The organism is Haliea sp. (assembly GCF_041395985.1).
Lineage (GTDB): Bacteria > Pseudomonadota > Gammaproteobacteria > Pseudomonadales > Halieaceae > Haliea.
Window position 1 is genome coordinate 400,747 of record NZ_JAWKZJ010000003.1, and the last position, 16,057, is coordinate 416,803.

Consider the following 16,057-nt stretch of genomic DNA (forward strand, 5'->3'; position numbering starts at 1 on the left):
TGATCGTGTTCAACTCTATACCTTCCGGGTTTGTCGGCACAAGCACCCCGTTAGTCCTCGCTCACCGAGAGGCGTCGCTGGCAACCTGCCGCTGATGCTCCAGCAGCGCCGGCCAGAGCGCGTTGTGCGCCTCCCCCACCGCCAGGAAATGTGGGCTCAGCAGCGAATCCCGGCAGTTGTAACGCAGGGGCAGGCCGTCCATACCGAGCACACTGCCACCGGCCGCCTCCACCACCGCCTGGCCGGCCGCAACATCCCATTCACAGCAGGGCGAAAACCGCGGATAGACATCCCCTCGCCCCTCCGCCAACTGGCAGAACTTGAGGGCGCTGCCGCTATTTTCGCGCTGTAGCGCGCCACAGCGCGACTCCAGCCACGCCAGACAGGCATCCAGCTGTGCATTGCGATGGCGTCGGCTGGCCAATACCGTCACGCCACCCGGAGCGTCGCCCAGCGCCCGGGTCGCCAGCGCCTGCTGCTGCCAACCGCCCTGGTTATCCGCGGTGAAGCGCGCCGACAGCTCCCCCGGCACACCGACACAGGCGACCTTCTGCAGCGGTATATAGAGCACCCCCAGCACAGGCCGGTGCGCGTCGATCAACGCGATATTGATGGTGAACTCGCCCGTACCGGCGATGAACTCCTTGGTGCCATCCAGCGGATCCACCATCCAGAAGCGGCCCCAGGCATGACGCCGGGCCTTCTGCGCGGGAGATGACTCCTCCGAGAGCAGCGGCAGGTCCGGCGTTAGCGCCGCCAGTCCATCGCGCAGGCAGGCATGGGAATCCATGTCGGCGTGCGTGAGTGGGGAATTATCCGTTTTGGCGCGCAGGCCACTGTCGCCGGGGGCGTGATAGTGCTCACAGATCAGTTCCCCCGCCGTCCGGCAGAGTTCGAGAAGCGGGGGTACGAGAGCGGTTAAATCGTGCACTGCGGGCGCCTGCAGAATCCAGCAGTGATTGTAACACCCTGTTTTGCCGCGCGCTGTCGCGCCGACCCCTTGCCCGGGGTAAATCCCGCCTGCTCCCAGCCCCCGGCATGCGGCTCGGGCCGAAAAACGGCATACTAGGCTGCCTCGAAACAACGGTGAACCGCTGGCATGATCAACTGGGACAGCATCGATACAGTTCTGCTGGACATGGACGGCACCCTGCTGGACCTGCACTTCGACAACTACTTCTGGCTGGACCACCTGCCCCGCCTGTACGCGGAGAAACACGGTATCCCGGAAGCAGATGCCACTGCTGCCCTGCACGGGCGTTTCGACGGCCGCCAGGGCACGCTGGACTGGTATTCGCTGGATTACTGGAGCGCGCAACTGGACATGGATGTACCGGCACTGAAGCAGGAACTGCGGCACATGATACGGCTGCGGCCCCACGCCCTCGAGTTTCTGCAGCGGCTGCACGCCGGCCCCCGCGAAGTGGTACTGGTGACCAACGCCCACCGCAAGACACTGGACATCAAAATGGCCCAGGTGGACATCACGCCGTGGTTCGATCGCATGGTGGTGTCCCACGATCTCGCCGCTCCCAAGGAGGATCAGGCCTTCTGGCACGCCCTGCAGGCACTGCATCCATTCAATCCTGCTCGCACCCTGCTGATTGACGATACAGAAAGTGTGCTGCAGTCAGCGCATGACTATGGCATTGCCCACCTGCTCACCCTGCTGCAACCCGACAGTCAGCTGCAGAAGCGTCTGGACACCCGCTTCCCCGGCATTCATCACTTTGATGAGATCATGCCGGATGCGCATTCAGCGAGTGCTATAACGTGAGCGAGCACAAACTTCGCATCGATAAATGGCTGTGGGCGGCGCGCTTCTTCAAAACCCGCAGCCTGGCCAAAACCGCCATCGAAGGCGGCAAGGTGCAACTGGACGGGCAACGCATCAAGGTGTCCAAGGAAATTGCCGTGGGTGACCGACTGCTGATTCGCCAGGGCTGGGACCTGCGCGAAGTGATCGTCGACGCGCTCTCCGACCAGCGCCGCGGCGCTCCGGAAGCCCGCCAGCTTTATACCGAAACCGAGGCCAGTGTCGCGCGCCGCGAGAGTGAAGCCGAGGCCCGCAAGGCGGCCGGGGGCATGATCGAGCGACCACTGCACCGGCCGACCAAGAAGCAGCGGCGACAGATCCACCGTTTCAAGGACCTGTCAGACAGCGAGTAAGTGGTAGTGCTACCACACGGAAATGATCGCAATCCTCTCCGAATACGCTAAAATCTGACCATGTTACGCGATATTCCTGTCACACTTCCCAGTACGCCCCTGCTGAGCGCCGTCGATCAGGGGCGCTCACTGCGCACGCTGAATGAGGCAGAGCTGGCCCAGTTGTGCGAGGAGCTGCGCGCCTATCTTCTTTACAGCGTGGGCCAAAGCGGCGGCCACTTTGGCGCCGGCCTCGGCGTGGTAGAGCTGACCGTGGCACTGCACACCGTGTACGACACACCGCAAGACCGCGTTGTGTGGGACGTTGGCCATCAAACCTACCCGCACAAGATTCTCACCGGACGCATGCAGCAGATGCGCAGCATACGCCAGTCCGGCGGCCTCGCCGGCTTCCCCAAGCGCAGCGAGAGCGAGTACGACACCTTCGGGGTTGGCCACTCTTCGACCAGCATTTCCGCCGCCATAGGCATGGCCCTCGCCGCACGCCAGCAAGGCGTCGACCGACACGTGGTGGCGGTAATCGGGGATGGCGCCATCACCGGGGGCATGGCCATCGAAGCGCTGGCTCACGCCGGCCATGTGCGGCCCAACATGCTGGTCGTGCTCAATGACAACCAGATGTCCATCGGCCACAACACCGGCGGCCTGGCCACCTATTTTGCCAAGATATGGGCCAGCAAGACCTACATCAGCCTGCGAGAGGGGTCCAAGAAGATCCTCAAGCGCATCAAACCCGCCTGGGACCTGGCCAAGCGCACCGAAGAACACATGAAGGGCATGGTCGCGCCAGGTACTCTGTTCGAAGAGCTGGGCTGGCACTACATTGGCCCGCTGGACGGCCACGACCTGCCCCAGCTGCTGCAAACCCTGGAGAACATGAAGGACCTGGAAGGGCCCCAGTTCCTGCATATCCGTACCATGAAAGGCAAGGGCTTCGCACCGGCGGAGAAAGACCCGGTGGGCTACCACGCCATCAACAAGATCGAAGCCGTGCCCAAAGGGCCACAGGCCAACCTGCCCGCCCCGCCCGCCGCGCCGCGCAAACCCAAGTTTCAGGACGTATTCGGGCGCTGGCTGTGCGATATGGCCGAGCAGGACCCAAAACTCGCGGGCATTACGCCTGCCATGTGTGAAGGCTCAGGCATGGTAGAGTTCGCCGAGCGCTTCCCCCAGCGTTACCACGACGTTGCCATCGCCGAGCAGCACGCGGTCACACTCGCAGCCGGCATGGCCTGCGATGGCCTGAAGCCCGTCGTGGCGATCTACTCCACCTTCTTACAGCGGGCCTACGACCAGCTCATTCACGATGTCGCCATCCAGAACCTGGACGTCACCTTCGCCATCGACCGCGCTGGACTGGTGGGCCAGGACGGCCCCACCCATCATGGCGCCTTCGACCTCAGCTACCTGCGCTGCATCCCGAACATGGTGATTGGCGCGCCCTCCGACGAAAACGAATGTCGGCAAATGCTCTATACGGCATACCAGCACCCGGGGCCCGCAGCGGTCCGCTATCCGCGCGGCACCGGCACCGGTGCGCTGATTGCGGAAACCATGACCGAACTCCCCATCGGCAAGGCCGTTACGGTGCGCGAGGGTCATCGCGTGGCCATTCTCGCCTTCGGGACCGTGCTACCCGCAGCGTTTGAAGCCGGCGCTGCGTTGGATGCCACGGTGGTCGACATGCGCTGGGTGAAACCGCTGGATGAAGCCCTGGTGCTCACACTCGCCGGCAGCCACGACCTGCTGGTCACGGTGGAAGACAACGCCATTGCCGGCGGTGCCGGCAGCGGCGTGCACGAACTACTCGCGGCAAGGCGCGTTGATACCCCATGCCTGCATGTGGGAATTCCCGATACATTTGTGGAGCATGGCAGCCAGGCCGAACAATACGCAGCAGCCGGATTGGACGCGGCAGGTATTGTGACAGCGGTGGAGTCTCGCTTGCTTGACGCGGGGCTGGCGCATGGCGAGGTTAGGGCCAATGCTGTGCCGGTGGTGGGGTGATTGCTTGAACACCGAGGGCGCCTGACACGTGGCCCCCATCAATGTGCTCTGCGCTGCCACCTCCTACCCTGCCGACAATGAGGACTGGCGAGGGGTGTTCATCCGGCATCTGGTCGATGCCCTGGCACGCCGCGAGGATATCCAACTTTCATTGTGGGCCCCACCAGGCCCCTTGCCCGACAACGTGCGCTACCTCCCCAACCATGATGAAGAGCGCATGCTCTCCGGACTAATGGCCGCCGGGGGTATCGCCCATCTGATGAGAAGCCGCAGCTTGAGTGGTTTCACTGCACCACTGAAACTATTGCGCTCCCTTCACTCCACGTTTCGCAGAGAGTCAAAAACCGATCTTTACCATCTGAACTGGCTACAAACGGCTCTGCCGCTTCCTGCCGATGGAAAGCCGGTGCTGGTTACGGTTTTGGGGACGGATTTGAAGCTACTGGCGCTACCCTTCGTCAAGTTTCTCATCCGTCGATCTCTGGCCTCTCGACCAGCAGCAATATGCCCGAACGCTGATTGGATGGTTTCGGAACTCAGGGACGCGTTTGGCGATAAGGCCCTGATCGAGCCGGTCATGTTCGGAATTGACCCCGTCTGGTATGCGGTGCAAAGACGACCAACCGCGCAAAAGCCAAAGTGGCTGGCAGTGACTCGACTGACGCGCGAAAAGCTGGGACCGTTATTCAAGTGGTCTGCACCACTTTTTAATGGGCAAGACCGAGAGCTGCATCTGCTGGGACCGATGCAGGAACAGGTGACTATACCTGATTGGGTCCACTATCACGGGCCCGCCTCGCCAGAGGCGTTAGCGAATGAGTGGTTTCCACAGGCCCACGGTTTGATCACACTTAGTCGACATGACGAAGGAAGACCGCAAGTGATGCTGGAGGCCATGGCTTCCGGCCTGCCAATTATCGCTTCTGATATGCCAGCACACGCCAGCCTTGTACAATCAGGCGTGACGGGTTCTCTGTGTGAGTCTCAGCAAACCTTCGCCGCAGCGCTCTCGGCACTGGAAGACCTGCCAAGCAACCGACACCATGGCGAAGCGGCTCGCGCGTGGGTGAAGGCAGACGTTGGGACCTGGGATGATTGCGCGCAGCGCTATGCGGCCATCTATAACCGACTGGCAGGGCACAAGATTGGATAATAAGGTCTTGGTCGTTGGTGCAGCCGGGTTTCTAGGCACAGCGATATGCCGCGGCCTGGTCGCAATGGGAAAGGCTGTTATCACAATGGGGCGCCACAGTGGCCCTCAAGCAACCCACCCCCAGCCATCGCTGGCAAAGGGCGTGCGGAGCGACTCTGTTCCCCGAATGATAGCCAGTGAAATTGGCTCTGTCATTTATCTGGCATCAGCAACTACTCCCGGGAGCAGCGCCGGACAGCCCACCCTTGAGGTAAACGAAAATCTAGCGCCGCTGGCAGACCTGCTTGAAGCGATGGGTGAATCAGCTGAAAGGCACCTCATCTACTTTTCTTCGGCGGGCGCACTCTATGGCACCTCTCCCGATGTCGCCTCCAAAGAAAGCGACCCACCGATGCCACGCTCTTATCACGGCGCGGCGAAAGTAGCCGCCGAGCAGTTTATTCGCGCTTGGACCGTGCAAACCGGAGCAAAAGCGACCATTCTCCGCCCATCCAACGTGTACGGTCCCGGGCAGGCCGAAAGACTGGGATTCGGCATTATCCCAACCGCACTCGGAAGTATTTTGAGAGACGAACCACTAACAATTTGGGGGAGCGGGGAAGCGGTAAGAGACTATCTGTATATTGATGACCTTGTTTCGTTGACTCTTAGCGCGATGGACAATGACATACACAGCGGGTGCCGCATCCTGAACGCGGCTGGTGGCCACGCGGTATCCATCAATGAACTCATGCTATTGGTCGAGAAAATAACGGGACGCCGCCTGCAGCGAATCTATTCACAAGGCCGCTCGATTGATATGGATCGCGTGCTAGTGGACATTCAGAAGGCGGAGGATATGTTCGGTTGGCAGCCAATTGTAAGCCTGGAGGAGGGTCTGGAACGCACATGGAACTGGTACGTACGCACTCATCCGTAAACAGGCCCCTCGCCCCTCTTTGTTCGATATGCATCGCACACTTTAGGGGCCATGAGTTAATAGCCGAATGTATCGAGTCCGTATTAGCGCAAAACTGCGATTTCTCATTTGAAATCATTGTTCATGACGATGCTTCTCCCGATGATTCGGTCGCCTTCATGCTAAGCCAATACCCGCAGATCGAAGTCTTGGAGAGCAAGGAAAACGTAGGCTTTTGTGTCGCCAACAATCGCATGGTGGAGTACGCACGTGGGAAGTACGTGCTGCTGCTGAACAACGATGCAGCACTTTTTCCCGATGCACTTTCCACTCTTGCAGACTCCGCCGAGAACAGCGAGGAAACAGGCATACTGACACTGCCTCAATACGACTGGGAGAGTGGCGAGCTTGTAGACCGGGGCTGCTTGCTGGATCCATTTTACAACCCGGTACCAAACCTTGACCCGGAGCGCACTGAGGTTGCAATGGTCATTGGCGCATGCCTGTGGATAAGGCGCGAAACATGGCAGGATCTGGGTGGTTTTCCTGAGTGGTTCGAGTCGATTGCTGAGGATCTTTACCTTTGTTGCTTGCTGAGACTGGGCGGCAAGAAAGTTGGCGTTACAAATCTGAGCGGCTACCGGCACAAACAAGGCACCAGCTTCGGTGGAAATAGAGCTACTGAAAAGGGTCTATCAACAACATACAGGAGAAGATACCTTAGCGAACGTAACAAAACCTACGTCCTAATTCTAGCGCAGCCCAAAGTGTTATTGTTACCAGCCCTGACTTTACACATCGCCTTTTTACTGGCAGAGGGTCTAATCTTGTCAGCATTCGCGCGCAACTTGAATCCCATCAGGAAAATCTACTGGCCAGCTCTTGCATCGGTGTTTTACGAAAGAAAATCACTGGCTCATAGGCGGCTGAGAATCCAGCAGGCACGGACTTGCCGTTGGCGAAACTACGGGGAAGTTTTCACCGTGGTACCCAGAAAACTTCAGTTAATCGCCGGGCACGGCATACCCAAAATAGAATATTAGCAAGCCACAATGAACAAGCGCATAGAGGGTCAACCTAAAGTCACGATCATCATACCGACCTTCAATAACTTGAAGAATATGCGCGGGTGTATCGAGAATGTAAAATTAGTTTTAGGCGCGGACCTGGGAAAGAACGTATTACTGCATATTCAAGACGGTGAATCTACAGATGGCACATATGACTTTTTGAATCAGCTGAGATCGCCTCATATTAGCTATGGAGTAGAGAGCGACCGTGGCGTATACGATGCGATGAATCGAGCGATCAACAAGGTGGTGACTGATTGGGTCTTCTTCCTAGGAGGCGATGATAGGCTTCTCCCTGGCTTCGTGTCCGCCATCAAAGAACTACATGGACCAAATATATACTATGCAAATGTACGTTTCGCCTCGGACAACCGAAGGTACGATGGGCGATTCACGCCCCGAAAGCTAGTTTTTCGAAACATCTGCCATCAAGCAATGTTCTTTCCAACTAGCGCCCTAAAAGTTAGGCCATATTCACTTGATTATCCTATAAACTCTGATTGGGCCCACAACATCATCCTTATGAGATACTATCCTTTCAAATACCTCGCAATTGATGTCGCTCGCTTTACTGACACTGGAGGCCTCAGTTCAACCAAAAATGATATTGCTTTTGATACGGACAAGGGGCGGCTTTTTTTAGAGAATCACGGCTACTTCGAATTTTTCTTGTGCCGATCGGCACCACTTCTAACAAATCTCTTCAGACTAGCAAAAAAACTCGCCAGATATTTCAAGTTACATCTTCAGCGTACTTCTAGAAAATATAACACCAAAAAGTGAAATTAGGTTCGCCAGCGACAGGCGTATACTACCAAGCAGTTTAGGGCCGTTAACCTGAGGCAACACTTTCCCGCCACACTGCTCAATCATCGCGATAGAGGCCTTCATCTCTCTTAAATAGGGACGATAAACGTATTTGATCAGCGGAGCCGGGAGGGGAAATTTGCCGACCAAAACTCTTCCTGAAGCAGTAAGTCTTAGCTGATGAAAATGATAAAAAATCCCCTCTGAGAAAGGGAACCTGGAAGCATTCCAAGGTCCTAGTGCTAGCGACTTATCGCGTAACACGTGGACATCGCTAAAAAACATGCTCACCCATGCTTCAAGATATTTTTGATCACCAAATTTACCGTCCTCTACACGAGCATAACACCATTCGATACACCTCTCCTCCCACCATTTCCTAACTTTTTCTCCACCATACCGATCGAACGTAATAAACTGAACACAATAAATACCATTGGGCTCAGACAGATCAAACGCAGGTGAGAACGCGTGCTCGGTAATGAGCACTGATTTACGCGATTCATCCAACTCAGAGAAAATCGCATCCGGGGGCTTGCGAAACCAAATGTCAGCATCGATGTATGTGACTCGCTGTACGGAAGAGTCGTGCTCAAAAACAAATCGCGGGGCATAGGGCGTAAGGGTCCAACAATATTCACCCCTACTTCTCTTGTGCTTTACGCTTAGCAACTCAGGCGTTTCGAGATCAGACAACTTCAGTAGTCGAACGTTTGACAGAGCCAAGCTCGACAATACCTGATGGGCCTCTTCGTCAACACAGAGTATCCATAGTGAATATTGTCCTGCGTGCCGCTCCATAGACTGATGCAACGTCACGACCTGGGGCAAAAACAGGCTATCGAGCAATGTAACATAATGCTCCACACTCACACCTCGAAGCGGTTGATAGTGGAAATCACTTTACTCACATCATCATCAGACAACTGTGGATGACATGGTATAGACAAACAAGTGTCTGCGTGGTGCTCCGCGGCTGACAGTCCATGCGCATCCCTTCGCAGGTGCAAGCAAGGTGGCTGAAGATGTATAGGTATAGGGAAATGAATTAGAGCCTGTATTCCGTTAAACCGAAGATAGTCTATCAGGCGATCCCTGTACGGCGTGGTCACGACGTAAAGATGGTGAACGTGGGCGGCCAATTCATTTGCAGGGGCAAGTTTATCGACGTGAACGTTCTCGATCTCCTTATGATACCGCGTCGCGATTGCCCGCCGCCGGCTTGTAAATTCATCCAAAAAATCAGCTCTCACTCGCAAGATAGCTGCTTGCAGCTCATCAAGACGACTGTTGAGCCCTACCACAGGGTGTGAATAACGGCGACTTTGTCCATAATTTCGCATCTTTAACGCCATTTCCGCTATCACCCCATCATTTGTAACAATCATTCCTCCATCACCGGCTCCACCTAAATTCTTAGTCGGATAAAAGCTGTAAGCGCCGGCTGCACCGAAGCTCCCAGCAACTTTTCCGTCACGCGAAGCCAGATGCGATTGCGCGCAGTCCTCTACGAGATAGATACCGTGATCGGCACAAAGCTCTTTCCATGAAGCCATGTCCCCCAGCTGTCCATACAGGTGAACCAAGACCAGAGCCCTTGTTCTAGAAGAAAGGCACCTTAAAACACTATCTCTATCTAACAACGCGGAGCTTGGTTCGATATCTGCAAGCACAGGTTCCGCGCCCGCTCGCAAAATTGCCAAAACCGTTGCAAAGGCGGTCATGGGTGTTGTTATGACCTCATCCCCGGGACCGACACCTAACGCCCTGAAGATAATTTCCAGAGCGTCCATGCCATTCCCCACTCCAATCGCGTGCGAAGTTTTACACCGTGCGCTCCATTCGCTCTCAAAGGATGCAACCTCATCGCCTAATACGAACTGACCAGAATCAATAACACGCCGCACAGCGCCATACATTGCTTCGCGGAGGGAGGAAGGCTCAGAACGAAAGTCATTCATCAAAATCATACGTACGCATCCAACTGGAAGGACGGAAACACCAAGAGACCAGTCATAGCCTTACTAAAGGTAATACGAAATATTCTCACGATAATAGGATATCGTTCTTTGCAGACCCTCCTTTAAGTCAACAACTGGAAGCCAAGAAAACTCTCTGTTCAAACGACTGAAATCACCATAGTAATCTCCAATATCAATCGCCTTACGTTCCGACGGAAACTCTACAATCTCATAAGAGGCCTGCGGCTCGATTTCTACCAGCAGCTCTGCTAAGGACAATAAGCTTACCACCTCCGAACTACCAAGATTGTAAACCTTCCCGTTTGAGACATCACTGGCACCGACCGCCAAAAGGGCTGCAACGCAATCACTAACATAGTTGAAATCTCTTAACTGATCGCCACTACCAAAAACCTGCAAAGGGCGCCCCTCGATGATCCTACTCACCCAGATTCCCAGAAATGTCTGCCGAGCATCCTTGACGCGCATCCCGGGCCCGTATGTATTAGTCAACCTCAAGGCACACGCACGAACACCGTAGACGTCGTTATACAGGATATGATATCCCTCGCCAGCCAACTTATTTATCCCGTTTACGTCAACAGGCCGTAGTGGGTGTGATTCATCAACGGGCAAATACAAAGGCTTCCCGTAAATCTGCCTGGTACTAGCAAAAACCACTTTAATCGAAGGATTGTGCTTTCGGCACACCTCCAAAATGGATAACTGAGCCGCCGAATTTATATCTAAATCGGTAAACGGGTCATGCATAGAATCAACGTGACTAGTCTGACCGGCTAAATTGAATAGAAAATCTTGCTCTTTGAGCAGATAAGCCATTGCAAACTCATCGCGTACGTCACACACATTAACCCTGACCTCTTCAATTATATCGTGGATATTAAAAAGATTGCCGCCATAAATAGGTATTAAGCTGTCAACTAACGTCACTTCTGCACCAAGGTGAACTAGCTGCCGAGCTAGACTGGACCCAATAAAACCGAGACCGCCCGTTATTATTACCTTCTTCCCAAAATATGGTTTCACACTGACCTCTCCGATATGACGACCTGGTCTAGGTACAAATCAGGATTTCCAGGAAGAATACATTTAAAAATTAGCCCCATCACGTTGAAAACTGGAACAACGGTTAGAGTAAAAAACAGTCGAACACTCCTCGGAGACGTCAAGGTGACTTTATAAATGTATGCATTCGCGAGCTGGCAAAGGATGCTGGCATCTGCTCCGAGCTTCTTGTGATGCTTGACGTCGAAACCGTTCCGATTCAATACTGACATCAAACCAAACGATGTGTATCTCGCAAAATCATTAGGTTGCTCGTGCTCGTCCCATACAAACGGCACACTAAGGAGGAGTGCAGCGCCCGGCCGCATGACGCGAAACAGCTCTCCAAGAAATCTATCTGGCTCGAAAACATGTTCGAGAACCTGATTACAGACAACTGTATCAAACACTCCATCGGCGAAGGGGAGCGATACACCATCATAGATCACATCTGCCCCTCCAACAGTCCCGAATACCTCAACACCTAAGTAGCTATCTGCCTCAAATAAGGATTCATAAGGTTTCGAACCACATCCTATATCGAGCACAAGCCCTTTGACTCTAGGCGCCACTTCCCGCATGGCTATTGCTAGGCCGCGACGTGCGAGATAAAAGTGACTAGAGAAAACTTCACGAAATCCAGGCATAAAAGGCTTTGGGGCCAAGATTCTAGGAGTTCTCACGACAAGGACTTCAGAATAATCGATTTAAAAGTAATGTCCCCTCTCCCTGCATCCATTACCCCATCGAACGAATCAGAAATCGAAACAACTTTCCAGCTCTCTTCGCACTGAGCTACAAACTTTGACTCACAGAAAATCCAGGATGGATAACTGGCCGGGTATATGCTGGAGGGAACCCTTTGCACCGTAATTCGATCTGAAGCTTCTTCGTGAAAGGGAATTCTATCAATAAATATGATGTCGGACCCCGTAGAAAGAATATCCTGTAAAGATTGGCGGGGATGCTCCAGATACTGGAGAACGCCCGACATGACGACAGCGTTTGGGCTTCTATCACTCAAACACACGTTTAAATCGTCGAAGAATACTACGGTTTCGTCTTCGACAAACTTTCTTCCGGCCTCAACAAACCGTGACTGCTCTACAATATTCCATTGTAGAGCAGGTAGACTACTGAGAATATCTTTATGCTGAAAATACAGGCTCCCCAACGCCCCGCCATAGTCGAGAACGCTCAACTTCCCATTCGAAACACCGGCGGCCCACATGAGAGCCGCCAGAAGACGCCAATTATATTCCATGACGTGGAATACCACGGAATCTCTCTCGTATGCGGCTTCTCCACGCTTCACCCTGAGGGTCGCATCCAAAACGCTGTTAAGAATAGCGTCAAGATCATAACCTAAAGAATTATCTAGAGCTTCCTGCCAAGATGAATAGTCGCCGCTGAACCGGATAGCACGCCCCGTAGCCTGCCGTAACCAGCGCATAGCCAGCGGTGGAATGACATGGCGAAACCAAGAAAAGTTAGCGACCATTGAATGAAACCGCTCCAAACAATGATGTGCAAAGCCGCCTAATCCGGCCGGCACCATTAATAGAATTAGTGGTTCGCAAATATTCTTCAAATCTATCTCTTACCCATTGGTTCGCGCAGAGATCGATTGCGTTCAGTTTAATTGGGGAGGAACTGAGTTCAGTATCGTATGCCTTCGTATGCACGCTATGCACACCGCTCATATCGTTCCCAATGTTGTGAACAAGACTCCGTCCGGGATAAAGCGTCAACCTGTCAGATAGCAGAGCAGACGCATACCAACGTATCGCCCATGAATCATTTCCTCCAAGTATCTGGTCTCTGAGCATCTTTGAAAAAGGAAAAGCACCGTTGTAGTCGAAGTAGTTTAGCAATTCGCGGCGCTCCAACTCATAAAGCAATTTCGCACCATCGGGTTCAAAGTCGGCCCAAGAATTCCTCCATGTAGCCCAGCCCCAACAGTCGGCGCCCGGTAGGAAAAACGCCTCCGGCAAATTATCTTTAACTGGGAACACGTATCCATGAATGCACGCAACGCTGTCTTCGTTTCGATAAATGCTTAGAGCTTGATTCATATAGTTTAAGAAATGTGGAGAAGTGACCATGTCATCCTCTAACACAATCACTCGGTCGTACTCGGTTAAAACCTGGCTCACACCTTCAACAATGGATTTAGAGAGGCCATAGTTATATGGTCTCTCAATAACGCGGACGTTTTTGAAGCCTTCGATATTCCGGAGCAACGCTCTTACTTCCGCAACGGACTTCGTGTCTGATTTATGTTTTGGGGCATCACTAAATACGATCAACTCTGAGTCGTCTGCTCCGTAGTTCGTCTTTAGCGACTCCAGAGTTAGACGGAGATGCTTTGCGCGCGCATAACAGAATAGCACTACAGGAGCATTCAAATCGATTCCTCCACAGCCTACAATCTTTGGAAATAAGGGCCACCGTATCCGTTCAAGCATCGCCACTAGTTGCCCTAGCCCAGAAGGATTAAATGTAGGCGATCAACAACTATTGCGACATTCAGAGGACCTCCAACCGTTTCCTCGACAACATAGTACCGTAAGCTCATAGGAATTGCGGTCAGGGCGTGCCTCTTGGACGCTTTCCCGTTCATAGAAGCAAAAAACATGCGCATTCACACCTAATCTAGCACCCTAAAGAACACCGTATTCATACATTTCGCATACACCTCATACCCCCTATCCCGCATGAAACGCCCAACATCGCTGCCTTCAACCTCGTGAAGGCTGCTCTTCAGCACTTCAACAAGAACATACTCCGGTCGGTACCGATTCCAGTCATTGGATTTGAGCACGTCAAGATCCAGACCCTCAACATCGACCGTCATAAAGTCGATCTGCTGGCCGGCAGGCAAGTGCGCTTCCAGTATCTCCGCGAGGGGCAACACCGGGATTTTTCGGGTCGAGATGATTCTGAATCGGTTGTCGGCCTGCGCACGCTCTTCTGATAGCGCAGCGGAAAACCCGTTCAACGCAGGCTCGTTGAACATGTAGTAGTCCAACTCCATTGCCACTGCCCCCACGCCCATTTCAAGGTTGATATCGCGCTTCCGCTGCTTGCGGAAGGCACGCATGCTATTGGGCATTGCATCGATGTTGATGCCGCGCCAGCCTGCCTTGTAGAACAGACAGGTATTCGAGTAACGCTGTGGATGATGCGCCCCAACATCGACATAAAAACCGTCTTTCTTTTCCGGGAAAATCCGCTTCAGGACGAGGTCTTCGCCTTCCTGCGCCCAAGAGCATTGTTGCCATTGATCCCAACGAATGTTGTAGAGCACGCGCCTGATGAGACTCTTGATAAAATCGGGCACGTATTCCCGTATAAATTCACGCATTAGCCATTCACCACCGAGACCGGGTCATCCTTGCCGTCACACCGACAATATTGAACGACGCCACCTTCATCGCGAAGATTCTTCGCGTCTCCCGCTGCAGCAGATCCGCAAAGAACGCAGCTGTCGCATAGGACAGGACCGTAGCCCATGCCGCACCCAACGCACCATAGGACGGAATGAGGAACAGGTTTAAAGCAATATTAGCCAGCATGCCCAAAACCGCCCTCTGCAAGCTCAGCACTTGACGGTTCTCGGCAAGATACCAGTTACTGCTGGCAACCCCCAAAAATACAAATATCGCCGCCCAAATGTGAACCGCCAGCACCTCGCCGGCAGCCGCATAGTCACTGCCAAACAGCAATGTCACCACAGCGGTGGACAGGAACGTCATAGGCACGGCAACACAGACTGACAGCCAGACCATAATATCGAACAGCGACTGCAGGCGCCTGTAGTACTGCGCTTCGTTGGCCATCCGGGACTCCAGAATAGCCGGCAGCACCGAGGCCATGACAGCCATGGGGACAAAGTACCAGACCTCACTGACGCGTGTCGCCGCGCTATAGACCCCTACCTCAGTATCACCAATCATTTGCCCAAGCATGATCTGGTCAACTTTCATATAAACGGTAATCGCCACACCGGACAGCAGCAGAGGCCAACTGGCTTCTAGCATAGCCCTTGCCCTGCTGGCAGAGGCTCTGAGTTCGACAAGTGGAAATCCATACAGCCCGAACACCCAAAGCAGCAACGCCGCGCCCACAAGCGCTTCGCCCATAACGGCCCAGGCGAAGAGCACCAGGGGAGCATCCAGCAGAATGAGTACCACTTTGACCACGGCAAACGCTAGAAAGGTGGCGTTCTGTACCATCACGGTGTATTTGGATAGCACCTGTGACTCAAACCAGTAGGCCGCGGCCTCACTGACCTTGAAGAGCATCATTGAACCGAGTATCGCAACCAGCGTTTGCGCCAGCCTGTCCTCGGGGCGCAGCCAGAAGATAACCAGCAAAATCAGGCCGTAGGCCAGCGTTCCGCCCGCAAATTGCAGGGCAGCGGTGGTACCTATGGTCACCCCCCTGCCGGCCGGTTCGCGCACGATATCCCGCACAACAATACCCTGCAGCCCGAGCCCTGCAACGGCTCCGAAGAGCCCCACAAACGCAGTGGTGTAGCTGAGCAGGCCAAACTGCTCGGGGCCTAGGTAGCGGGCAATCCACACCCCAACCAACAGCCCCACGCCCATGCGCAGGACCTTGTCAAGAAATAGCCAACCGATGTTGTCAATGATCTTCAACAGGCTGGGGCGATGGGCGATACGACGCCTGACAATGTCGGGGACTATGCTCAAATCGATAGCTGGCGCCACATCATCGGAGCCCTCCAGCCTCGAATAATGGCGCTTCAGTCTCGCGACCGGTTGCGGACTTCACCACGAATTCCCTCTCCATACTTCGTACGAGCAACAAAATACGTTCGGCGCTAGCGCGGCACCCCCTTTCCGGCCAGGAAACCACACAACCCGACCCGATGCTGGCAGTACAACAATACTGCTCAAGC

16 protein-coding genes are annotated in these 16,057 nt (G+C 54.1%); 7 read left to right on the forward strand and 9 right to left on the reverse strand.

Annotation, left to right across the window (positions count from 1 at the left end; translation table 11 throughout):
* Positions 1–61 precede the first annotated feature (61 nt).
* Complete coding sequence (gene cysQ / locus R3E49_RS08315; protein WP_371294602.1) at positions 62–931, reverse strand: 3'(2'),5'-bisphosphate nucleotidase CysQ; 870 nt, start codon at positions 929–931, stop codon at positions 62–64.
* Positions 932–1,099: 168 nt separating this feature from the next.
* Between cysQ and yrfG the strand changes: the two genes are divergently transcribed.
* From yrfG to R3E49_RS08350, 7 genes are read left to right on the forward strand one after another with little or no spacing between them, the layout of a single operon-like run.
* Complete coding sequence (yrfG, locus tag R3E49_RS08320) at positions 1,100–1,777, forward strand: GMP/IMP nucleotidase (protein ID WP_371294603.1); 678 nt, start codon at positions 1,100–1,102, stop codon at positions 1,775–1,777.
* The gene (locus tag R3E49_RS08325; RefSeq protein ID WP_371294604.1) at positions 1,774–2,169 is read left to right on the forward strand and encodes an RNA-binding S4 domain-containing protein; all 396 of its coding nucleotides are present in this window, start codon (positions 1,774–1,776) and stop codon (positions 2,167–2,169) included. Before yrfG ends, R3E49_RS08325 begins: the two co-directional genes overlap by 4 nt.
* Before the next feature lie 60 nt (positions 2,170–2,229).
* Positions 2,230–4,176 (forward strand): 1-deoxy-D-xylulose-5-phosphate synthase, encoded by a 1,947-nt coding sequence (gene dxs, locus R3E49_RS08330; RefSeq protein WP_371294605.1) that lies wholly within the window; start codon positions 2,230–2,232, stop codon positions 4,174–4,176.
* Positions 4,177–4,204: 28 nt separating this feature from the next.
* Complete coding sequence (locus R3E49_RS08335; protein ID WP_371294606.1) at positions 4,205–5,329, forward strand: glycosyltransferase family 4 protein; 1,125 nt, start codon at positions 4,205–4,207, stop codon at positions 5,327–5,329.
* On the forward strand, positions 5,286–6,248 hold the full coding sequence (locus R3E49_RS08340; RefSeq protein WP_371294655.1) for an NAD-dependent epimerase/dehydratase family protein: 963 nt from the start codon (positions 5,286–5,288) through the stop codon (positions 6,246–6,248). The genes R3E49_RS08335 and R3E49_RS08340 overlap by 44 nt, the downstream gene beginning before the upstream one ends.
* A complete protein-coding gene (locus R3E49_RS08345) occupies positions 6,218–7,270 on the forward strand; it encodes a glycosyltransferase family 2 protein (protein ID WP_371294607.1) in 1,053 nt (350 codons plus the stop codon). Before R3E49_RS08340 ends, R3E49_RS08345 begins: the two co-directional genes overlap by 31 nt.
* Positions 7,271–7,279: 9 nt before the next feature.
* Positions 7,280–8,080, forward strand: a complete 801-nt coding sequence (locus R3E49_RS08350) for a glycosyltransferase (RefSeq protein WP_371294608.1) — start codon at positions 7,280–7,282, stop codon at positions 8,078–8,080.
* On the opposite strand, the gene R3E49_RS08355 is transcribed toward R3E49_RS08350, so the two are convergent.
* The 8 genes from R3E49_RS08355 to R3E49_RS08390 form a co-directional block, all read right to left on the reverse strand.
* Entirely contained in the window at positions 8,036–8,971 is a 936-nt protein-coding gene (locus R3E49_RS08355) for a hypothetical protein (RefSeq protein ID WP_371294609.1), read from the reverse strand. The two genes, R3E49_RS08350 and R3E49_RS08355, sit on opposite strands and share 45 nt — an antisense overlap.
* Before the next feature lie 2 nt (positions 8,972–8,973).
* The gene (locus R3E49_RS08360; protein ID WP_371294610.1) at positions 8,974–10,074 is read right to left on the reverse strand and encodes a DegT/DnrJ/EryC1/StrS family aminotransferase; all 1,101 of its coding nucleotides are present in this window, start codon (positions 10,072–10,074) and stop codon (positions 8,974–8,976) included.
* A gap of 54 nt (positions 10,075–10,128) precedes the next feature.
* Positions 10,129–11,112, reverse strand: a complete 984-nt coding sequence (locus R3E49_RS08365) for an NAD-dependent epimerase/dehydratase family protein (RefSeq protein WP_371294611.1) — start codon at positions 11,110–11,112, stop codon at positions 10,129–10,131.
* Positions 11,109–11,711, reverse strand: a complete 603-nt coding sequence (locus tag R3E49_RS08370) for a methyltransferase domain-containing protein (RefSeq protein WP_371294612.1) — start codon at positions 11,709–11,711, stop codon at positions 11,109–11,111. Before R3E49_RS08370 ends, R3E49_RS08365 begins: the two co-directional genes overlap by 4 nt.
* Before the next feature lie 98 nt (positions 11,712–11,809).
* Positions 11,810–12,631 carry a methyltransferase, TIGR04325 family gene (locus tag R3E49_RS08375; protein WP_371294613.1) on the reverse strand — a complete coding sequence of 274 codons (822 nt, stop codon included), beginning with the start codon at positions 12,629–12,631 and terminating at the stop codon, positions 11,810–11,812.
* Positions 12,621–13,538, reverse strand: coding sequence for a glycosyltransferase (locus R3E49_RS08380; RefSeq protein WP_371294614.1), 918 nt, complete (start codon positions 13,536–13,538; stop codon positions 12,621–12,623). Before R3E49_RS08380 ends, R3E49_RS08375 begins: the two co-directional genes overlap by 11 nt.
* 242 nt (positions 13,539–13,780) lie before the next feature.
* On the reverse strand, positions 13,781–14,497 hold the full coding sequence (locus R3E49_RS08385; RefSeq protein WP_371294615.1) for an FkbM family methyltransferase: 717 nt from the start codon (positions 14,495–14,497) through the stop codon (positions 13,781–13,783).
* Positions 14,498–14,504: 7 nt separating this feature from the next.
* Positions 14,505–15,866: a flippase gene (locus tag R3E49_RS08390; RefSeq protein ID WP_371294616.1), complete on the reverse strand. Its 1,362-nt coding sequence runs from the start codon at positions 15,864–15,866 to the stop codon at positions 14,505–14,507.
* Positions 15,867–16,057: the final 191 nt, after the last annotated feature.